The sequence below is a fragment of the Bartonella sp. AP150HLJHH genome (genome assembly GCF_042196385.1).
Taxonomy (GTDB): Bacteria; Pseudomonadota; Alphaproteobacteria; order Rhizobiales; family Rhizobiaceae; genus Bartonella.
The window spans coordinates 1-21,895 of sequence record NZ_JBHIQC010000020.1; the positions used below are offsets into that span (position 1 = coordinate 1).

A 21,895-nucleotide genomic window follows, 5' to 3' on the forward strand; every position below is an offset into this window, starting at 1 on the left:
ACACATGCGTTATAATATTCACGTCATGATTTGCTTTTTATGGTCTATTCATACATGGCAATCTTATATAAAAAATGGTCAAATGAATCACGTATAAAAGTATGGATTCTTAAGTGGATTCTTATAAAATAATTGCATATAACACACTGAATTTATTATGTTTTTATGGAATAAGCGTTTCCGGGGTCTGGAAGTGCTGAAACCGAGTCAGCCCCTTGCTTTTAGTGCTGAAAGCACTTGGACATAACAAGAGCCCCCGGAAATTCCGGGATATCCGCAAAAGCGGGCTAATCTTTATGCTCGGTTTCGGGCTTCCAGGCCCTATTGATCGTCGCGTATACGACCAAAAACACAAGCCTTCTTCATAAGGCAATTACTTTCAATCGTCAATTGAAATTACAACAGTGTTTCTTGTTTGTTTTTTCAAGTTTTCATGTAATTAATGCGTATATTATACATAAAAAATATTGCTTGAGATACTTTAGATACTTGTAAAAATTGTAAAGCGAAATTAAAGGGTGATGGTAAGGTAATGGGGTGATTTTCTCCTTTACGATTTTATGTTTTTTTCCCCCAAATTAGGTTGCTTCTCCGTTTCAAAGATTACGCAAACAGATAAATATTCTTGTCCCGATATGGTATACATAAGATGATATAACTTGTCGTTTTTATTCATCTTAAATCGAGGTATCTCAAATATGTTGTTCGTAAATAGTATAAATTAAAGTCCATGAAATATAACAATCTTTATGTTTAATATAATAAATTTCATTTACCTGAGTTGGTTCAAAATGTTATTATAATTCTTGCTTTTAAGAAGTTCATAAGAGCCATTTTTATTCAGATGCTTGTGTGGTGCAAGCGAATGGTTTTGATTGCTTCAGTATGAACAGGCTGGAATGAGAGAATCTGATGATATTTTTGGCTTTTGTTACAAGGTGTAAAGCGATATAAATATCTTTATTGTAAAGTTCTTTTTTCAGAAATCGTAAATATTGAGATATCATATTGATAGAGACTTGATAACAGTGGGCTTGTAGAGGGAAATTGCATGAGGATTTTTTATTTTTTATGCGTTATTTCTTCATTGTTTTGGAAAGGGCGCGCTTCTGAGGCAAGCATAATGGGAACGCCATCACGAATAGGGTAGGCAAGTTTGGCTTTGAGAGAAATGAGCTCTTGTGTCTTTCGGTTGAAAGAGAGAGTACCTTTCGTCATTGGGCAGACGAGCAATTCGAGCATTTTTGGATCTGTGGTCATTTTTTTCATGTTTGGACATTCATTAGTTTAAGCGGTAATCTGTTCCTGTTTGTTTCATGAGCGAGCGTTCTGTTAATGCAAGAAGAGTTTGGGCACGGCTTTCGATATCTGGAGCTTCAAGGAGAGCTTGTTTTTCTGCTGGTGTAAAGGGGATAAGAGCTGAAAAAGCATTAACCAATATAGGTGTAGGGGCTTCTATGATGCTGCTCCAATTATATTCCATTTCATGTATGGTTAGATATTTTTCTACAACGTCGAGTAAGTTCTCTCGGTTAATGCTTTCTTCAATATCAAATTCTTGCAAGTCTTTTATGTTTGATTGGATGAGAGCTGTTCGATAGGATTTTGTGTTTTTCAATTCTTGTTCTAAAGTGAAGCGGCAAATACCTTGTAAGATAATGAACAGTTGTCCGTTTCCTGTTTCACTGTAGTTTGTAATGCGCCCTATACAGCCTGTTTTATAAAGTTGTGTAGAGAAGCGATCTGTATCCGATGAAAGTGGTTGAATAATGCCCAATAGACGATCAGTTACCATAACATTTTCAATCATTTCAAGTGATTCTGGTTCAAAAATATTGAGTGATAAAAAACCACCGGGTAGTAAGAGTGCACCTTCTAAAGGAAAAAGAGCAATTTGTTTTGGAAGATCATTTTCGCAATTGTAAGAGATATTACCAGCTTTCATGAGTATTTTGTCACCTTTGTTCGGTAGTTTTAGTCTGTAAATAGTCGCTATTTATGACACTATTGAGAAAGCAGAAAACCTACTTCTTGTGCATTAAAATCATACTTATAAAATATTTGAAGTCCTTATTCTCAAAAAGAATATGAAACCCTATCTTTAAGGTTGAACTGCGCGCGAAAGAATATTGCTTTGCGATCTTTTTAGTGTGTGACGTTTTGCATGATTTTCAAGAGGTATTTTTGTTTATAGCTTTTGATTTTTGTCTTAAATTTCCTAAAATGTGTTCCTTGCAATTTTTGTAAGGTTCAAAAAAGGATAATATTATAAATCTTTTGAAGCAGCTTATGCAAGTTTTAAAATGAGAACATTTTCATCACTTTACTAATGACAGTGTGATGAAGATAGGCTATAGGTTTAAATATGCTGGAAAGAGCGTTATCGTTTCTTTCATTCTTTTGCGGGAGAGTGCAGATTGCAAATTTTCGCATTGCCGCCGAAGGGGAAATAGCCCATAATCTCTCAGGCTTTAAGGACCGTAAAAGGAAGAAGGCAGATCTGGAAAGTCGGGAGAACCCGCGCCGAAGGTGTAAGCGAAAAATCTTTTCGCGAGTCTCTCAGGTTGATGACAGAGGGGGCAGAGACGACCATATTCTGTGGGCGTTAGCGCAGCTTTGGAGTTATTATGGGCACAGCACAAGAAACATCTTTTTTAAAAACACTTCCTTTATATGATTTGCATGAAAAAGCAGGAGCAAAATTTGGTGCTTTTGCGGGTTGGAACATGCCTTTAACTTATCCTCTTGGCGTTTTAAAAGAGCATCTTCATACGCGTGCACATGCAGGACTTTTTGATATTTCTCATATGAAATTGATTGCGGTTGAAGGGGCACAAGCTGTGGAATTTTTGTCCTATGCTTTTCCCATTGATGCAGCAGCTTTAAAGATTGGGCATTCACGGTATAATTATTTGCTTAATGAGCAGGCTGGTATTCTTGATGATCTTATCATTACCCGTTTGGAAGAGGGTCGTTTTATGTTGGTCGCCAATGCTGGGAATGCACAGGCTGATTTTGTAGAATTGGAAAAGCGTGCGGTTGATTTTGAATGTCAAGTGATTGCCCTTGAAAGGGTATTGCTTGCGCTTCAAGGTCCTGAAGCGGCAGCTGTTCTTGCTGATGCCGATTTACCAGGGAATGAATTGTTCTTTATGCAAGGATTCGAACCACAACAGGATTGGTTTATAACGCGTTCTGGTTATACGGGAGAGGATGGTTTTGAAATTGCTTTGCCTATAGGGCATGCGCATATGTTGGCTGAAAAATTGCTGAGTGATTCTCGTGTTGAGTGGATTGGACTTGCCGCACGCGATAGCTTGCGGTTGGAAGCGGGGCTGTGTTTGCATGGAAATGATATTACCCCTGATACGACACCTATTGATGCGGCTCTAATATGGGCTGTTCCTAAAAGTGTTCGAGAAAAAGCACAATTTTATGGTGCGAAGGCTTTTCTTGAAGCACTGCAAAAAGGACCGGCTCGTTGTCGTGTTGGATTAAAACCGCAAACGCGTCAACCTATTCGTGCCGGTGCGGTGCTTCTTGATGATCAAGGTAATGAGATTGGCATTGTAACATCAGGTGGTTTTGGTCCTTCTTTTGATGGTCCTGTCGCGATGGGTTACGTTCCTGTTGATTTTAAAGTTGAAGGGACACAAGTCTTTACAGAACTGCGAGGCAAAAAGATTGTATTATCAGTTCATTCTCTTCCCTTTGTTGAACAACGTTATTTTAAAGGATGATTTTTTATGTCTAAAACTTATTTTACACATGACCATGAATGGCTTAGCGTTGAAGGGCAGGTGGTGACTGTTGGGGTTACGCATTATGCGCAAGAGCAATTAGGGGATTTGGTTTTTGTTGATTTACCACAAAGTGGAACAAAACTTTCCAAAGGAGAGGCGGCGGCTGTTGTGGAATCAGTGAAGGCGGCTTCAGATGTTTATGCTCCTCTTGATGGTGAAGTGGTCGAAATAAATGAAGCCTTGGCTGATAATCCTGAACTGGTAAACCAGAAACCCGAAACAGAAGGCTGGTTATGGAAAATGACATTGCAGGATGAGACACAACTGGAGGGGTTGTTAGATAAAGATGCTTATAAGGCTTTGATTGGATGAGTACCATGATCGAGCGTTCTTTTTCTTCTCGACATATTGGGCTGCGTCCTGATGAAACACAAAAAATGCTTGATGTTTTAGAGCTTGATTGTGTTGAGACACTTATTTCTCAAGCTGTTCCACACTCTATCCATTTTGGACGTTCACTGAATCTTCCAGAGGCTGCTAGTGAAGGACAAGCCTTGGAAGAACTCTCCAAGATGATGGAGCGTAACCATGTGCACAAAAGTTTTATTGGGCAAGGATATCATGGAACTTATGTGCCTCCGGTTATTTTACGAAATCTGTTTGAAAATCCTGCTTGGTATACTGCTTATACGCCTTATCAAGCAGAAATTAGCCAAGGTCGTTTAGAGCTTTTATTTTATTTTCAGACATTGGTTAGTGAACTAACAGGTTTGCCTGTTTCTGCTGCTTCCCTTCTTGATGAAGCAACTGCTTTAGCTGAAGCCAATGCCCTTGCTGTTCGCTTTTTCCGTGAGAAAAAAACAAAAATTTCTCTTCAGAGTCTTTTACATCCTCAGACTTTGAGTGTTGCGCAAACGCGTGCTGAAACACAAGGGATTCAGATTAGCCAAAATGGCGAAATTGATCCTGATACAGCGGCAATTGTTTTGTCTTGGCCAGATACAAAAGGCTCTTTTCATGATTACAGTGAGATCATAAAAGAGGCAAAGGAAAAGGGAGCTTTAGTTATCGTTGTAGCTGATCCTTTAGCGCTTACTCTTCAGGAGCCACCTGCTCAATGGGGGGCAGATATCGTTGTTGGCACTATGCAGCGTTATGGCGTTCCGATGGGATTTGGTGGTCCACATGCTGGTTACCTTGCTGTGAGTGATGCGTTAACGCGTCTTATTCCAGGGCGTATTGTTGGTCAATCCGTGGATACCAAAGGACGCGTTGGTTTTCGTTTAGCTTTGCAAACACGTGAACAACATATTCGGCGCGATAAAGCGACGTCAAATATTTGTACAGCGCAGGCTTTGTTGGCTAATATGGCAACCGCTTATGCTGTTTGGCATGGGCCAAAAGGCTTACAAGAAATTGCGCAGCGAATTCATCATTTAACATGTCGTTTTGTTGCTGGTTTAGAAGCAGCAGGGGTTCATGTTGAAGGGAAAAGCTTTTTTGATTGTGTGAGTATTTCTGTTAAGGGAAAAGCGCGAGAAATTGCGCATCAAGCCAAAATAGGTGGGCGCCTTATTCGTGTTCTCGATGATGACACTATTGCAATCAATTTTGATGAATTATCAACAGAAGAAGATGCTGGTGCTTTAGCGCAGCTTTTTGGGGCAAAATTAGGCGATCAGGTTTCTCCACGACTCTTTGGAAAAAAACGGGATGCTGCTTTTCTTTCTCAGCCTTTTTTTCATGCGGTTCATTCAGAGACAGATATGATGCGCTTTTTGCGTCGTTTAGCGGATAAGGATTTGGCGCTGGATCGCGCTATGATCCCTCTTGGTTCTTGTACAATGAAGCTTAATGCAGCTGCTGAATTGATGCCTGTAAGTTGGGCTAGCATGGCCAATATACATCCCTTTGTTTCACTAGAGGATGCAGCGGGTTATTTGGAGATGATCAACCAGTTAAATGCGTGGTTGTGTGAAATTACAGGATTTGCGCAAGTTTCTTTTCAGCCAAATTCTGGTGCTCAAGGTGAATATGCTGGGCTTTTGGCTATCCGACGATATTACCAATCACGGGGAAAACATCAACGTACAGTTTGTCTTATTCCTGCATCTGCGCATGGTACAAATCCAGCCTCGGCCCATATGGCAGGGATGGAAGTCGTTGTGATAAAATGTTTAAGCGATGGTGATGTTGATGTAGACGATCTCAAGATGAAAGCGCAATTGCATAAAGATAAATTGGCCGCTCTCATGATTACTTATCCTTCAACCCATGGTGTTTACGAGGAAAGCATTAAGGAAATTTGTTCTATTATTCATGAAAATGGCGGACAAGTTTATTTTGATGGTGCTAATCTCAATGCCCTTGTGGGGCTTGCTCGTCCTGCGGATATTGGCGCTGATGTTTGTCATATGAATCTTCATAAAACATTTGCTATTCCTCATGGTGGTGGTGGTCCTGGTATGGGACCAATTGGAGTTGCAGTGCATCTCAAACCATTCTTACCAGGTCATGAACAGGATGGGACAACACATGCGGTTTCTGCTGCTCCTTATGGAAGTGCGTCTATTCTTGCAATTACATGGATGTATATTCGAATGATGGGGGCTGATGGCTTAAAATATGCAACACAAATAGCCATTTTAAATGCCAATTATATTGCTGCACGTCTTTCAGCTGCTTATTCCATTCTTTATCGGGGCAAGCATGGACGTGTTGCGCACGAATGTATTGTGGATACACGCGTGTTGAAAGAACAGTATGGGGTGAGTGTTGATGATATTGCAAAACGTCTCATTGATTATGGATTCCATGCGCCCACGATGTCGTTCCCTGTTCCGGGAACTTTAATGATTGAGCCAACGGAATCTGAACCAAAAGCAGAGATTGATCGTTTTTGTGATGCTTTACTCTCTATTGCTGAAGAAGCGAAAAAGGTTGGTAGCGGGGTTTGGCCAAAAGACAATAATCCATTGGTGAATGCCCCTCATACAGTGGCAGATACTTTAGATGATGCTTGGGCACGACCCTATTCGCGACAAGAAGCTGCTTTTCCCAACAGTTCTCTTGATCCAGCCAATAAATATTGGCCTCCTGTATCGCGTATTGATAATGTTGCGGGAGACAGAATGCTCATTTGTTCGTGTCCGCCATTGGGAAATACCTATTAAATAACAAATATGTATTTAATTTGTTTATTTGCATAAACAAAAAAGCCCACACATTTTGTGTGGGTTTGTACTTGTTGATCATGTTACTATGGAATTATTTGTCTATTTTCTAGAATTTTGCATTGTTTTTTATAACATGAGCAAAATCGAAAAAGTCGACAAAAAGCTGTATTTTGTCGGCAATAGGCATGCTCTCCTTTGCTTTCTACCGTATGACATGGTTTTAGTGACTAGGCGGCATTGGTCTAGCCAGCTAATTCATGTAAACGAGAGCGAAACCTACGGGGGATAAGTCACGTCTGTTGCATGTGTTGTGATATACTCCTTCTCACTAGGGTGACGACGACCGGTTGTAGAAAGAATAAAATCAATTTTAGTGTTTTTGATGATAAAGACACGCGAAACTCTGTTGTTGCATCTTTTCGAGTCAAGAATTGTCTAAATATTTCTCTTTAATCTGCTTTTTGTAAATATGACGCAAAAATATGTAAGAACACCTGTCAGAATGAGCAAACGCAAAGCCAAATGTATTATGGTTGTTTTTTACAAGGTATCTTATAAAAAGCCGGCACATCTTTCCACTTCATTGCAAGTCAGTTTGTGACTTTACGGCGCTGTTTTCCTAAGAGCCCGTGTTCTTTCGCTGTTACCTGTAAATCAACATCCAAACTTAACGCAGCGACATGTTTTGAGTCAGAGATTGAGAAAAAAAGAGCTTTATGAGTAGTTCCTGCTGTCTGTCTGATGAGGGCGGGGGGATTGTGTATTTCTGTTGACGTAACCTTTGAAACTGGAAGACAATCTCATTTGGGAACATGTAAAGCCGTAAAGGTGAAAATCAATCCTCAGTTTGTCATCTCCTCTTCATTCAGCTTTGCGGCTTTCAAAAGCATTTAAAGCAATATTTTTTTAATAATGGGGATTACATATTGCTCCATATTTTTATTTATTGTGTTCTTTAGTGGGGGAATGATCCTCATGTAAAACAGAACGCTCCAAAAAGAATATATTTGGGTTGTTAATTCACATGTTTGTTTTAAAGAGATATTTCGCTCCTATCCCATTTCGTGATGGCGCTTGTGAATGGTGTAAGGGTAAATCCATTGATCCCCAATCTTTACGCTTCATAACGGAGTAAGCCGGCACTATCATACACTTTGCCAGCGCCTAATGTTATAGCTCTTGGCACTATGGTTCATAAGAGGAATTATTCTTTTCTTAAATCATTTTTATCTACACATAGTCCAGCTTGTGGTATGCAAGCGAATGATTTTAATTGGGAAATTAATTTTAAAAACTTTGTAGTAGATTCTTTTTTGTTAATTTATGGGGAAAGGTTAAGTTTTTGTATTTTAGATGAAAGCTACTTCCATAAAACAGTCCATCAACTTGTCTGTTTTGAGATTTCTGTGAATGTACGGTATCTATGACCATTCTGTGTGGTTGATTGTTGTAAAATCTTTTGTAAAAGCCCCTCAATTTTCTAAAATGATGATTTTTATCAATTTATTTTTTTAAAGAGTTTTTATGTGTAAATGTATTTATAGCGGGAGCCAAGAGATGTTAGAATTTCATTGGGAAGGGTATCGGCATCTATAGATACTTTTTCAAGTGTTTGATGGGGACCAATGAGTTCTACCCAGTCACCAGTTTGAGGTTTTTGTTCAAGATCGGTCGTATCTACAATAATGGAATCCATAGAAACCCGCCCAACCATGGGAAGTTTGTGCCCGTTGAAATAAACAGTTCCTTTATTCGAAAGAGTACGGAGCCAGCCGTCTGCGTAGCCTATAGAAATGGTTGCAAGAGTGCTTGGTCTGTTGGTTATAAAGCTTTCTGCATAACCAACAGGTGCTCCTATATCAACAACGCGGCTTTGAATGACTTGGGCTTCAAGTTTTAAAACAGGTTTCAAAGGTGACGGGTGTTTTCCCCGCGGATCAACTCCGTAAAGTGCAATGCCTGGACGAACAAGATCAAAATAAAAATCTGATCCTAGAAAGATACCTCCAGAATTGGCAAAGGAAACTTTGCAAGCAGGCAATTGCGCAAGGATCGTTTTGAAAGAAGTCAATTGGGCATAATTTGATGGGTGGGTATCATCTTCTCCGTTAGAAAGATGACTAAGAATATATTTTATTTCTGCTTTTTCGAAAATTGTAGGGTGTTTGATGAGTTTTTGTAATTCTTTTTGATCTAGTCCTAATCGGTTCATATGGGTATCGATTTGAACCATTGCTGGAAATTTTTTATCTTTTTTTTGACAAATTTTTTGCCAATTTTCAATGGCATTCCAAGAGTTTAGAACAGGAACAATACCAGATTGTGCGACAAACTCTTCTGCTAAGTGTGGAAGTCCATTCAGAATGGCAATTGTGACATTTGATGGTAAAATGCTTTTTAATTGGAGTGCTTCTCTGATTTGGGCAACAAAAAAAGTGCGACAACCAGCTTGGTAAAGGGCAGGAGCAATTTTGTGAGCTCCTAATCCATAGGCATTTGCTTTTACAACTGCTGAACATTGTGTTGGAGCTACACGTTTGGCTAAAGTAATATAATTGGCAACAATGGCACTGACATCGATGGTTGCTACAGCTGTATAGAGTGATGTATTTATTTCATCATTAACGGATTTGTTCATTTTAAAAGCTTATCTGTGTTCGTGAAATACGCAGTTTTCTTTGGTTATTTTATAGAGGTTGCTTATGAGAGATGAAAGATACTGTTTGCTACGGTCAAAATCATAAGAAGCCTATGCTGCCATTAAAGTCGTTTTTTATGTAAAATGGTACTCCGGATATAAGAGATAGTTTAGTTTTATTTGTGTTGTTATCAACATGGTATCTTCTAATGATTTGTAAAACATAGACTTTTTTACTTATTTCCCCTCGTTTAGGCATATAAAAAAGAAAGCATAGTTTATTGTATTGTATCATTTTGAAGAGTGCAATGTTAGACTATTGTTGCTGGTGTGATTTTTGTGATTAAATATTGCATTGGCTGCTTGTGTAGAGAAGGTAAAATGATTAAATTAACCACGTTAAGTCAATGCATTACAAGTTTTCTAACATGAGGGGGAAGATCACTCATCTGTGCAATTTTGGATGTCGTCTCATGCACTTAAAATTATTTTTATTGAATGGAAAACAGTGTGTAAACACTTTTTGATACATTAAAACTGTTGATTTAGAAAACTCGTTGATTTGGATATTATTTGTTTTCAAGATGGATTGGGTATCCAGTATTTACTTTCTAGTCTTTGATTGGTTTTAAGTGAAATCAATTTTATCGCTTATAGAGTACACTAGACTCATTTATTTAATTTTGACATAAAAGTGTTAACCTTGAGGCTTTTGTGTTGAGAAAATTGTTGGCAGATGGTTGTGCAAGTACTATATCACGTCAAGGATTCGAAATTTAACGTTCAATAAAGATATGGGGAAGAGTATGAATACGTCTGCTACCAATGTTCCGTCAAGCATCAGCAGCGTTGTAAATTTTCCGATTCCTGAGAATGTGTTCGCCCTTACTGTCCAAGAGGTTTGTCACTATACAGATCGGTTATTTAAATTCCGTCTGAATCGTCCGGAAAGTTTTCGTTTTCGTTCGGGTGAGTTTGTTATGATCGGTTTGCCAAATGCAGAAAAGCCGATTTATCGCGCTTATTCGATTGCAAGTCCCTTTTGGGATGAACAGCTTGAGTTTTTTTCGATAAAAGTTCCAGGGGGACCTTTAACCGAGCATCTCCAAAAAATTAAAATTGGTGATACAGTTCTCATGCGTAAAAAATCTACAGGAACGCTGGTTCTTGATGCTCTTATTCCTGGAAAACGTCTTTATCTTCTTTCAACTGGGACGGGGATTGCTCCTTTTGCAAGCCTTATTCGTGATCCTGAAACTTATGAAAAATTTGCAGAAGTTGTCCTTATTCAAACAACGCGCGAAAAAAATGAGTTAATTTATGCAAAAGATCTTGTTTCCTCTTTGCAACAAGATCCACTCATTGGAGAGTATGCACAACAGTTGAGATTTTATCCTATGACTACTCGTGAAGCTTCTGAGCATATGGGCCGTATTACAACTGTGATGGAAAGTGGGGACTTTTTTGAAACAACAGGCCTTCCTAAAATTCATCCTGATGAAGATCGGGTGATGATTTGTGGTTCCATGGCTATGTTAAAAGATTGCGCAAGGATGTGTGAAAGCTTTGGTCTTGTTGAAGGGGCCAATAATGCTCCTGCTACTTATGTTGTAGAGCGCGCTTTTGTGGAGTAATGAGTGGGAAAGTTGATGCTTTATCTTCTTTCAAACCGGTACGGGGTTTTTTCTTTTTGCAAGCTTTATTCGTGAGCCTGATATTTATGAAAAATTTTCAGAAGTTGTTCTTATTTAAATAACGTGCGAAAAGAATGGGTTAATTTGTGCAAAAGATCTTGTTTCCTCTTTGCAATAAGATCCACTCATTGGAGAGTATGCACAACAGTTGAGATTTTATCCTATGACGACTCGTGAACCTTCTGAGCATATGGGGCGTATTACGACTGTTATGGAAAGTGGAGATTTTTTTGAAACAAGCGGCTTTGAAACAATAGAACTCGCAAAATTCATCCTGATGAAGATCGGGTGATGATTTATGGTTTTATGACGATGTTAAAAGATTGCGCAAGGATGTGTGAAAGCTTTGGTCTTGTTGAAGGGACTGATATTCTTGCACATTACATTATATTGTAGAAAGAGCTTTTTTCGAGGGAGAGTGAAGTTGTGATGCGGTATATGCTAATGCAGTAATCGAATCCCAATCACTTATTGCGATGAGCGGTTGGGGTGCTATCCAAGAACCACCAACGCAGAAGACATTGGGCAGTTGGAGCCATTGTGTTGCACTTTTTTGTGTAATACCGCCTGTTGGGCAAAACCGGATATCAGAGAAGGGAGATGCTAAAGCTTCGATGAAGGAAATACCCCCAGCAGCTTCAGCAGGGAAAAATTTAAGATATGAATAGCCTTTGTTTAATGCTTGCATGAGTTCACTTGGGGTCATTGCACCGGGAAGAAGGGGAATTTCACTATTTTTTGCACAATTGATTAGTTCATTGGATAATCCGGGGCTTACAATAAACTTGGCTCCAGCTTGTTCGGCTTTTTCGTAATGTGTTGTGTTGAGAATTGTGCCGGCTCCAACAATTGCTTCAGGGACTTCTTGTGTGATTTTCTGAATTGCTTTGAGGGCATTTGGTGTTCGCAAGGTGATCTCAATTGTTTTTAATCCACCTTTGACAAGAGCGCGTGTTAACGGTACAGCACTTTGTAGATTGTCAATGAGTAAAACAGGTATAACAGTTTGTCCTTGGAGATATAATAAAAGCTTTTCTCTTTTTTGGCACATGATATTTTTTCTTCTTGGTGATGATATTATTTGTATCGTTTGATTAAGCACAATATGTTAAAGAGTACATGAATAAATCTTGAAATTGAATGAAACGCGCGTTATGGCAAAACACATGGAAAAGAATTTTAAAGTTGCTGCACTTTATTGCTTTGCAGATTTGAAGCATTATCATCAATTACAAAAACCTTTGCAGGATTTATGTCAAGCAAAGGATATCAAAGGCACTCTGCTTTTAGCACAAGAGGGCATTAATGGAACAGTTGCTGGTTCTTGTGATGCGATTGAGGCATTGGTGGATTTTATTACGGCTGAGCCAGCGTTTCAAACGCCGGAGATTAAATATTCATGGGCATCAAAAATGCCTTTTCATCGCATGAAAGTGCGGTTGAAAAAAGAGATTGTGACAATGGGGGTTGAAGGGGTTGATCCGCTAAAAGTTGTTGGTACTTATGTCGATCCTGAAGATTGGAATGCTCTTATTCAAGATGAAGAGACAATTTTAATCGATACACGGAATGACTATGAATATGCGATAGGGAGTTTTCAAGGAGCGATTGATCCGCAGATTAAAACATTTCGCGAATTTCCTGAATGGGTGCGTAAACATGAGGCTGAGTTAAAGAAAAAAAAGAAAATTGCCATGTTTTGTACAGGTGGTATTCGGTGTGAAAAATCAACAGCTTTTGTTCGTGATCTTGGTTATGAGCAAGTCTACCATCTAAAAGGAGGTATTCTAAAATATTTAGAAAAAATTCCAAAAGAGAAAAGTTTATGGTGGGGTGAGTGTTTTGTTTTTGATGAGCGTGTTTCTGTTCAACATGGTCTTGAAGAATGTGGACGCGAATTATGTCGCGCGTGTCGTTCTCCTCTTAATGCTGAAAGCAAATTATCGCCTCATTATGAGGAAGGTGTTTCCTGTGATGCTTGTTATAACACGCGTAGTGAAGCCGATAGAGAGCGCTTTCGTGAGCGCCATAGGCAATTTCAATTGTTGAAATTGCGTGCAATTGATTCTCATCAAGGGACATAAGGATATCGTAGTGTAGAGTTTTAAGTTGTAGCGTTTTTCTCTTAAATTTAAGAGAGAAGAGTTTTTTAATATTGGTAGAAAAATATTTTATAAGACCGGATATTATTCGGTCTTTTTGTTTATGTTAAATTATTTGACTTATAAATAATCATTATAGATTGTTCGCTCTCCTTGACTTTATAGGATTGAGTTTTCAGATACTTTTCATTTTAAAATAGAAAAGCCGTTCACCAACAGCGCAGAGGAGGGAGATTATAGTTTAAGAGAAAAGCGTATAAATAAGATGTGATTAATAAGAGGAGATGAAAAAGCAGATGCTAGGTGGAAAAATAAAATGATAATAGGAGTTTATGATTTCAGAATTTAATATAATACATTAATTTATAATGATAATTTATTATTCATTTGAATAAAAGAGTTCAATATTGTGAACTTTGTTGCTTTCAGATTAGATGAGAACGAATCGCGTAAAATTCATTCACTTGTACGTTGCAAATGGGAGTAACGTGTGGACAAAAATCATTTTAGATAAGGTGTTATGAAACATTTCAATGTACGAGTTTCTGCAATATTGGAAGTTGGCAGATAGAATGGGAGCGTTTGTTTTTAATTTCATAAGTATAAAGAGGGTGAGATGTAGTTGATCTATATCATACAAGCTATATTATACGGGGATTTCTTCATGATATTTTGCTTAAGCGATGCTGTGAAATGAATGTGGAAGCAGGGATGTTTTTAGGATGTAAATGAGAAAGATAATGGTGTTTTGTTGGGGGAAGGACACGTTATCTTTAAAGACTATGGTGCTTCAGTCGTTACTATCCTCAGTCTTCAATGTTGGTCATCTTTGCATTTGAGAGGATATATAAGAGGTACTCCTTTTTTCAATTGTTTTTTATTTCTGATGCGCAAAAGAATGATTTTAATTGATTCATTGTAAGAGGGTTGAAATAAGAGGATTTTATAATGGAATTTTTGTTTAAGGGTACAATAATAAATTATCATTATAAATTAATGTCTTGAGTAATTTATTTTGCGTTATTTTCTGCTGCGGATATTAGGAGATAGAATAGGGTCAAGAAACAAGGGGCTTTAAACGCAAGACAGTGATTTATGTTGCACGGATAATGTAAGGGGTGTGATCTCATGAAAGCGGATGGATGGCTTTGTCTGGGGAGAGTGTTGTTTTTTCGCATCATTTTATCTTTAAGAATTAAAAAATGTTTAAAATTAAAAAAATGATTGAAATGAGAAAGAATTCGTTTTATAGGATGCCTTGCCCAAAGTCGCACGTGCCTGTGGGTGTCCGCTGGTTCTCAAATGGTGAGATTAACCGGTACGGTACCTGGAACTAACCGCTCCAGTCATTCTTACAGCCAATTGCAAGAATGAGGACATCTTGAAGCAACGACGGTGCGGGCCTTTCTGGTGTCTTCCAGTTTTTAAATGCTGGGATAACTATAGAGGCACACCTCATTGCCTTCAGTGCGGAAGTGGTTTTCTCAACTCCAATCAAAAAGGCAGATAAAATAGAATAACGCGGCTTCGCGCTGTTCTTTCGCTGCATGCAATGCTAATTTCTGATTTTTTGTAATCAGAATGGGGATAGTTGTTGTGTGTTTTTTGTCCTTTAGCTTTTGGCAGCTTTGGCTGTCCAAGCATAGAGTGGGGGAGCTTTCCCTCAAGGAGAATTGCAGATGGCAACGCAACGTATTCGCGATTTTCTTGCAACACATCGTTCTGAAGGTCCATGCTTAATTGTTGACCTTGATGTTGTTCGTGACAACTATTTAAATTTTGAAAAAGCTCTGCCGCAGTCTCGTATTTTTTACGCAATAAAGGCAAATCCAGCTCCTGAAATCTTGCGTTTGCTAAGTTCTTTAGGATCTTCTTTTGATGCGGCTTCTGTTGCAGAAATTGAAATGGCTTTAAAAGCAGGTGCAACGCCAGAGCGTATTTCTTTTGGAAATACGATTAAAAAAGAGCGTGATATTGCACGAGCATATGCATTGGGAGTTTCACTTTATGCCGTTGATTGTGTGGAAGAAGTGGAAAAAATTGCGCGTGTTGCTCCAGGAGTGCGTGTTTTTTGCCGTGTTCTTACCGATGGAAAAGGTGCAGAGTGGCCATTGTCACGCAAATTCGGTTGCGTTCCAGAAATGGCGGTTGATGTTCTAAGACGCGCACACCAATTGGGTTTGCAAGCCTATGGTGTTTCTTTTCATGTTGGATCTCAGCAGGTTGATTTGAGTGCGTGGGATCGTGCTTTATCGGATGCTTCTACAGTTTTTAAGCGCTTGGAACAAGAAGGCATTTCACTGAAATTGGTGAATATGGGCGGCGGTTTTCCAACCCGTTATTTGAAAGATGTCCCTACAGAACAAGCTTATGGTACAGCAGTTTTTGATTCATTGAAAAAGCATTTTGGTAATCGTATCCCTGAGACGATTATTGAGCCAGGACGTGCGATGGTTGGCAATGCTGGTGTTATTCGTACAGAAGTTGTTCTAATATCTAAAAAAGCTGATAATGATAATGTACGATGGGTTTATCTTGATATTGGAAAATTTAATGGTCTTGCTGAGACTATGGATGAAGCCATTCGTTATCCTATTGAGACACCTCATGATGATAAGGTAATGGAGCCTTGTATTTTGGCTGGACCAACATGCGATTCGGCAGATGTTCTCTATGAAAAAACACCTTATCTGCTTCCTCTATCCCTAACGATAGGAGATGAAATATTGATTCATGGAACGGGTGCTTACACGACAACTTACGCATCGGTTGCTTTTAATGGTTTTGAGCCTTTACGATCATATGTAATCTGAGGTTTCCTTTTAACTATAGTTTTTTTAGACTTTTTGCTATGCTCGTCATGGCGCTATAAGAGGGCGGTTATAGAGATGAACATGATGAACTTTCAAACAAAAGATGGGGCATGTTTTACACTTTTATTGGAGCAAGAAGCCGATAAGCCTTATCGAGAAATTTTGCTTGATTCAACGATGGGGTATGGACGTAAACGTAAATCATCAGAGGCTTTACGTCGTGGACGGTTAGCTGCTCAAGGGCTCTCTTTTGTGGTTAAAAATGTGCTTGGAGAGCTTGTGGGAAGTGTCCGTCTTTGGCATGTTTCTTTTTCTAAAGGAAAAAATGAAACACAACATGCTTTACTTTTAGGCCCCTTGGCTGTTGCGTCTGAATGTGCTGGTATGGGAATAGGATCAATTTTAGTCCGCCATGCAATTGAAACAGCAAAAAAATTGGGATATGGCGCCATTTTGCTGGTAGGGGATTTTGAATTTTATCAACGTTTTGGCTTTTCAAATAGTTTAACAGAAAATTTGGCAATGCCTGGTCCTTACGAAAAGCATCGCTTTCAAGCGTTGGAACTGATACCACATTATCTTTCTGGGTGTTATGGCACTTTGGTTCCTAGTGGAGAACGAGAAGTTTCAAATCGTTTTCAGCATCATAAAGTGGCTTGAAGATAGTGTTTATTTGTTTTTTAACAGCTGGCATTGAGGAGAGCATACTGTTTTGGCTAGAGCCAAAGTATTTAGCGGTACAAAGTTTTTGGGGAGTTGTATTGCGATTTTATTATATGGCTGGTTTCTTATTTTTGATGATTTCAGTTCAGTGAGTAAGAATATATTTTAAGCTCATTTTTTGAAATAGCGTCCTATTTTATAATATTAAAGGAACCGGATTTTTGAGTGGTTTTGTATTCTTTCAAAGCCAGTATCATCATACAGTTTTCCAGTTTCCAATATTGTTGGTAGATCTTGCATCGAAACGGTTGGATATTTTACTTTTTTCTTAAACAGTTTTTTTCTTTGCTTTTTATGTGCAAGGGAATGGTTTTGATTGATTCAATAGAGAGATATTTTGAGAAATTTTATACAATTTTAGCGCTTGTTGAAAAAGAAAAATATGCAGCAGTAGAATCAAAATTATAAATACTAGCTTTTTTAAAAGAGTGTAAAAAAAATAAAATTACATGAGCAGCTTTGTTGAAAAAAAATATATCATTACTTTTTTGCTATAAAGGTAAATCGTTTTGCAATTGGCATGAGAGGATCAAATACAAAATGATTTTTTCATGTAAAATTTTGCATTCAGAATCAAAAAACGTTGCTCTACACATTATAAGGGAAATAGGTGTGTGAATAAAAATCACAAGAATCATAAATCTTTTATGAATATTCTTGTAAGACTCAAAAGAGTAAAGGGCAAAGAATCTTTTAATCGTTTGTGCCCTATGGTGATAAATCAAAAATCTTATAGAAATAGCTGCTTTATCTTTATAGTGTGGAGCGCGTTAGGTAAGATCGTTGTTTACCTATCATCTAAAACAATTTTTGTATGCGAGAGGTTATTTTAAAAGTGCGTAAAGAGCCCGCATTGAAAAGAATTTTTATCAGAAGAATCATTTAGAATCACGTATTTATTTATACTGTCTCTTGAGAAAAGATAAAGTGCATAGGAAGCGAGGAAAGTGATAAGGATAAAAAATATTTCTCAATTGTAATTAAGCTTAGTGATTTGGTGGTGAATCCATGAGAGGTGGTATTTTTTTGAGAAACATGGTCATAAATGTCAAAACACCAAAGATGATGGTTATGATAAAGAAAATATCACTAAAAGCCATAATCATTGCTTGTATGCGTACCATATTAAACAATTGAGAAAGAGCCAGGGTATAGGAATCAAAGGTTTCTGTTTTGAATAATAAAATAAGCTTTGAAAGCATTTCAGTTGCTTGTCTGTTTGCGTGGTTAAGGGTTTCGGCTATTCGTTCATAATGGAAGTCCGTGCGTTTTGTCATGAGCGTGCTGATAATGGCAAGTCCCACAGCACCACCTAGATTCCGTGTGAGATTAAAGAGTCCAGAAGCATTTTGCATTCGTTCTGGTGGGAGTGTTCCCAATGCAATATTATTAATAGGAACCATACATAACATTACAGAAGCACCACGGAAAACTTGCGGCCAAAAAAGCTGCCAAAAATCCCACTTATCTGTGATAGTGCTTGCCATCCAAGTGCCTATTGCAAAACCAAAAAGTCCTATTGCCATCATTACACGTGCATCCATTCGTGCTGAAAGGAATCCTGCAAGGGGAGCCGTTAATAACATGACGAATCCTGAAAGAAACAATGTTTCTCCAATCATAAGGGCATCGTAATGGCGGATTTGGCTCAAATAGACAGGATAAAGGTACGTGAGTCCATAAAGACCTATACCCAGTGAAAAGGAAAAAATGGATGCAGCTGAAAAATTAAAATTAGAAAAAGTAGAGAGATCTACAATGGGTTCTTTTGCTGTAAAAGCACGCCAGAAGAACAAGGCGGCAGCAAGAATCATGATAATAAATAAATTCCGAACCAGCCTATCATTCAGCCAATCATGACGTGCGCCTTCTTCTAGTACATACTCTAAAGTTCCTAGAAAAACAGCCATAGAAATGAGCCCCAACCAGTCAAATTTAGCCATGAGAGATGGATTTGCTTTATCAAAATCAATCAACTTCCAAGCGAGAATTGAAATAATAATCCCAAAAGGCACATTAATGAGAAAAAGCCAGTGCCATGATAAGATATGACAAAGATAACCTCCGACCGTTGGACCAATAGTGGGGGCTAATGTTGCGACTAGTCCAACAATAGGGGTAACAATTGGGCGTTTGGAAGGAGGAAAAAGAACATAAGAGGCGACAAAAACGCTTGGGATAATTCCTCCACCAATAAAACCTTGCAATGCACGGTAGATAATCATCTCTCCAATAGATGTTGCTGTTGCACAAAGAACAGAAGTAATCGTAAACCCGATCGCTGATATGGTGAAGAAAACACGTGTTGAAAGCAATCTTCCTAAGAATCCAGAAAGGGGCAACATGATGACTTCAGCGATGAGATAGGAGGTTTGAACCCATGAAATTTCTTCAGAGCTCGCAGAAAGACCAGCTTGAACTTCGGCTAAAGAGGAGGCAACGATTTGTATATCCAAAATGGCCATGAACATGCCAAAGGCCATAACTATGAAAATCACAATGCTACGGATTTCTATGCGCTCTTGAGACTGTATGGGCTTTGGTATTGAAGATGTCATAATAATGAGGTCATTTGCTTGTTATTATAAGAGACTTTTATCTTGTGGTTTTGTACGTGTATCAACTTCTACTGAAACACTCATTCCTGCTCGGATATGTCCGGTCTTTAAGACTTCTTCTGGAATAGAAATACGTACAGGAATGCGTTGGACAATCTTTGTAAAGTTACCGGTAGCGTTTTGTGGAGGAAGAAGAGAAAAAACAGCACCTGTTGCCGGTGAAATAGAAAGCACTGTTCCTGTAAAGCCCTCCTTTTTGAAGGCATCAACAGAAATATAAGCCTTTTGTCCCGCATGAATATTTTGCAACTGTGTTTCTTTATAGTTTGCTTCAATATAAAGTGCATGGATGGGGACTAACGCTGCAAGACGTTGGCCATTTACAACAAAATCTCCCGTTTTTGCTGTTAAATTTCCTATGATTCCATCAAATGGCGCGCGTATAATGGTTGAATCAAGGTCACGTTGTGCTTTTTCACGCGAAAGTTCTAAACTCTTTGTTTGGCTTTCTGTTTCACTTCGTTGTGCTTCTAGCACTCGAATATTGGCGCGTGCTGCAGCGATTTGTGCATCTGCACGGTTAACATTTGCGATAGCTTGTTCATAAGCTGATTTGGCATCATCAACATCAGATTGAGGGGCATAACGATTGGCTTTCAGTTCTGTTACACGTTTTAAGGTGAGTTGTGCATTGGTTGCTATGGCTGAAGCGGCTGCTTTTTGCGCTTTTGCATCATCTAAAGCACTATGAGCGGCTGTGATTTGTGCATCAATGCGTAGAAGTGTTTTTTTCTGTGTGTCAAGATGCGCTTCTGTTTGATTCAAGGCTATTTGATAATCACCATTGTCTAAGTAAAATAAAACATCGTCCTTTTTTACAACTTGGTTGGCTTTAATGGCAATTTTTTCAATATATCCATTTAATTTAGTCGCAATAGCGGCTATATCTCCTTGCACATAGGCATCTTCAGTGGATAGCATATAACGCCATTGCGTTATCCATTTGTAGCTAAACCAAAGCACAAAAAGTGCAAAGACAATAAGAAGAGCCTTGATTACTTTTTTTCGTTTCGTTTTATTGAAATTTTTGGTTGAAAAAATTGTCTCAGATACGGACATGATTTTATACTTTCAATATTTATGTTCTAACGAGTATAATAAGCCTCTCACTCTAAGGTAGGGTGATATATGCACGGACGATAAGAGCTTTTCAAACAATAAGGCGATCCCTGGTACATAATGTTAAATATATAAACTTGCAAGTTAGAGATCTTGTTTTCAAGTTAGCGGTCTTATTTTATTGCGCATTTTTTACAAAGCCCTCGTACTTCTAAGGTGCTTTTATGTGCTTGGAAGTCAACAGCTTGAACCATCTGTTTTAAACTTGATACAATCGTTTGATTTTGTATTTTGTTGACTGTGCCACAGTTTAGGCATCTTCAGTGGACAGCATATAACACCATTGCGTCGTCCACTTATAACTAAACCAAAGTACAAAAAGCGCAAAGACGATAAGAAGAGCCTTGATTACTTTTTTTCGTTTCATTTTATCGAGATTTTTTGTTGAAAAAATTGTCTCAGATACGGACATGATTTTATACTTTCAATATTTATGTTCTAACGAGTATAATAAGCCTCTCACTCTAAGGTAGGGTGATATATGCACGGACGATAAGAGCTTTTCAAACAATAAGGCGATCCCTGGTACATAATGTTAAATATATAAACTTGCAAGTTAGAGATCTTGTTTTCAAGTTAGCGGTCTTATTTTATTGCGCATTTTTTACAAAGCCCTCGTACTTCTAGGGTGCTTTTATGTGCTTGGAAGTCAACAGCTTGAACCATCTGTTTTAAACTCGATACAATCGTTTGATTTTGTATTTCGTTGACTGTGCCACAGTTTTCGCAAATTATAAACGTTGTAAGTTCATGTTGACAGTTTTCAGGGTGTAAACAGACCATAAAGGCATTTGCACTTTCAAGACGATGAATACACTTTAACTGTACGAGTTTTTCTAACGCACGATAAACTTGGAGAGGTGCGCGAAAACCTTCTTCGCGTAAGTGATTGAGAATCGCATAAGCACTTAAAGGCCCTTTTGCATTTTTTAAAGTATTTAAAACCAATGTTTGGTTACGCGTCAGTTTAGATGACATTGACATCTTCCTTTTGCTCCCATGGAAAAGCATAAAGCGTGTAAGATATTTATGCAATGGTGATTATAGAATATGTACTCTATTTTTAGCCTTTTACATGACATCATTGCGATATGTAAGACAAGTTGCAACCGTTGTGAGGGGAGGGGTATTATAATCTGAAAGCCGCTGCTATCCAGCAAGAAACTTTTATACGCTTCTTAATTTTACCAATTAATGTTTTGAAATAGGATTTTTTGTTCAATATTTCATTGGTAAAGTTTGGGTTATTTTATTTAAAAAAAATAAAAA

14 protein-coding genes, 3 pseudogenes and 1 riboswitch are annotated in these 21,895 nt (G+C 38.2%); of the genes and pseudogenes, 8 read left to right on the forward strand and 9 right to left on the reverse strand.

Features of this window, described 5'->3' with window-relative positions:
• Nucleotides 1–1,062: 1,062 nt before the first annotated feature.
• Both ACFING_RS07530 and ACFING_RS07535 read right to left on the reverse strand, forming a co-directional pair.
• Nucleotides 1,063–1,269: a Trm112 family protein gene (locus ACFING_RS07530; protein WP_375630324.1), complete on the reverse strand. Its 207-nt coding sequence runs from the start codon at nt 1,267–1,269 to the stop codon at nt 1,063–1,065.
• Nucleotides 1,270–1,282: 13 nt separating this feature from the next.
• Nucleotides 1,283–1,945, reverse strand: a complete 663-nt coding sequence (locus ACFING_RS07535) for an LON peptidase substrate-binding domain-containing protein (RefSeq protein WP_375621604.1) — start codon at nt 1,943–1,945, stop codon at nt 1,283–1,285.
• Between the two features lie 448 nt (nt 1,946–2,393).
• Nucleotides 2,394–2,491: riboswitch (glycine riboswitch) on the forward strand.
• Nucleotides 2,492–2,627: 136 nt separating this feature from the next.
• On the opposite strand from ACFING_RS07535, the gene gcvT reads away from it, so the two are divergent.
• From gcvT to gcvP, 3 genes are read left to right on the forward strand one after another with little or no spacing between them, the layout of a single operon-like run.
• A complete protein-coding gene (gcvT, locus tag ACFING_RS07540) occupies nt 2,628–3,740 on the forward strand; it encodes a glycine cleavage system aminomethyltransferase GcvT (RefSeq protein ID WP_375621605.1) in 1,113 nt (370 codons plus the stop codon).
• A 6-nt stretch (nt 3,741–3,746) separates the two neighbouring features.
• On the forward strand, nt 3,747–4,115 hold the full coding sequence (gcvH, locus tag ACFING_RS07545; protein WP_375612294.1) for a glycine cleavage system protein GcvH: 369 nt from the start codon (nt 3,747–3,749) through the stop codon (nt 4,113–4,115).
• Nucleotides 4,116–4,120: 5 nt separating this feature from the next.
• Entirely contained in the window at nt 4,121–6,916 is a 2,796-nt protein-coding gene (gcvP, locus tag ACFING_RS07550; RefSeq protein WP_375630329.1) for an aminomethyl-transferring glycine dehydrogenase, read from the forward strand.
• Between the two features lie 1,525 nt (nt 6,917–8,441).
• On the opposite strand, the gene alr is transcribed toward gcvP, so the two are convergent.
• Nucleotides 8,442–9,557, reverse strand: coding sequence for an alanine racemase (gene alr, locus ACFING_RS07555; protein ID WP_375621607.1), 1,116 nt, complete (start codon nt 9,555–9,557; stop codon nt 8,442–8,444).
• Between the two features lie 806 nt (nt 9,558–10,363).
• On the opposite strand from alr, the gene ACFING_RS07560 reads away from it, so the two are divergent.
• Entirely contained in the window at nt 10,364–11,191 is an 828-nt protein-coding gene (locus ACFING_RS07560; protein WP_375621608.1) for a ferredoxin--NADP reductase, read from the forward strand.
• A gap of 34 nt (nt 11,192–11,225) precedes the next feature.
• A pseudogene (locus ACFING_RS07565) lies at nt 11,226–11,673 on the forward strand (ferredoxin--NADP reductase); the annotation flags it as partial.
• Here ACFING_RS07565 and eda read toward each other — a convergent pair.
• On the reverse strand, nt 11,637–12,302 hold the full coding sequence (gene eda / locus ACFING_RS07570) for a bifunctional 4-hydroxy-2-oxoglutarate aldolase/2-dehydro-3-deoxy-phosphogluconate aldolase (RefSeq protein WP_375630325.1): 666 nt from the start codon (nt 12,300–12,302) through the stop codon (nt 11,637–11,639). The pseudogene ACFING_RS07565 and the gene eda sit on opposite strands and share 37 nt — an antisense overlap.
• Before the next feature lie 115 nt (nt 12,303–12,417).
• Between eda and ACFING_RS07575 the strand changes: the two genes are divergently transcribed.
• From ACFING_RS07575 to ACFING_RS07585, 3 genes are all read left to right on the forward strand, one after another.
• The gene (locus tag ACFING_RS07575; RefSeq protein ID WP_375621610.1) at nt 12,418–13,335 is read left to right on the forward strand and encodes a rhodanese-related sulfurtransferase; all 918 of its coding nucleotides are present in this window, start codon (nt 12,418–12,420) and stop codon (nt 13,333–13,335) included.
• Nucleotides 13,336–15,032: 1,697 nt separating this feature from the next.
• Nucleotides 15,033–16,166 carry a type III PLP-dependent enzyme gene (locus ACFING_RS07580; protein WP_375630326.1) on the forward strand — a complete coding sequence of 378 codons (1,134 nt, stop codon included), beginning with the start codon at nt 15,033–15,035 and terminating at the stop codon, nt 16,164–16,166.
• 75 nt (nt 16,167–16,241) lie between these two features.
• Nucleotides 16,242–16,826: a GNAT family N-acetyltransferase gene (locus ACFING_RS07585; protein WP_375630327.1), complete on the forward strand. Its 585-nt coding sequence runs from the start codon at nt 16,242–16,244 to the stop codon at nt 16,824–16,826.
• 1,049 nt (nt 16,827–17,875) lie between these two features.
• Here ACFING_RS07585 and ACFING_RS07590 read toward each other — a convergent pair.
• From ACFING_RS07590 to ACFING_RS07610, 5 genes and pseudogenes are all read right to left on the reverse strand, one after another.
• The gene (locus tag ACFING_RS07590; protein WP_375621613.1) at nt 17,876–19,447 is read right to left on the reverse strand and encodes a DHA2 family efflux MFS transporter permease subunit; all 1,572 of its coding nucleotides are present in this window, start codon (nt 19,445–19,447) and stop codon (nt 17,876–17,878) included.
• A 24-nt stretch (nt 19,448–19,471) separates the two neighbouring features.
• A complete protein-coding gene (locus ACFING_RS07595; RefSeq protein ID WP_375621614.1) occupies nt 19,472–20,566 on the reverse strand; it encodes an HlyD family secretion protein in 1,095 nt (364 codons plus the stop codon).
• Between the two features lie 173 nt (nt 20,567–20,739).
• A pseudogene (locus ACFING_RS07600) lies at nt 20,740–20,883 on the reverse strand (transcriptional repressor); the annotation flags it as partial.
• A pseudogene (locus ACFING_RS07605) lies at nt 20,880–21,038 on the reverse strand (HlyD family secretion protein); the annotation flags it as partial. The pseudogenes ACFING_RS07605 and ACFING_RS07600, both read right to left, overlap by 4 nt.
• A gap of 173 nt (nt 21,039–21,211) precedes the next feature.
• Nucleotides 21,212–21,604 carry a Fur family transcriptional regulator gene (locus tag ACFING_RS07610; RefSeq protein WP_375621615.1) on the reverse strand — a complete coding sequence of 131 codons (393 nt, stop codon included), beginning with the start codon at nt 21,602–21,604 and terminating at the stop codon, nt 21,212–21,214.
• Nucleotides 21,605–21,895 lie beyond the last annotated feature (291 nt).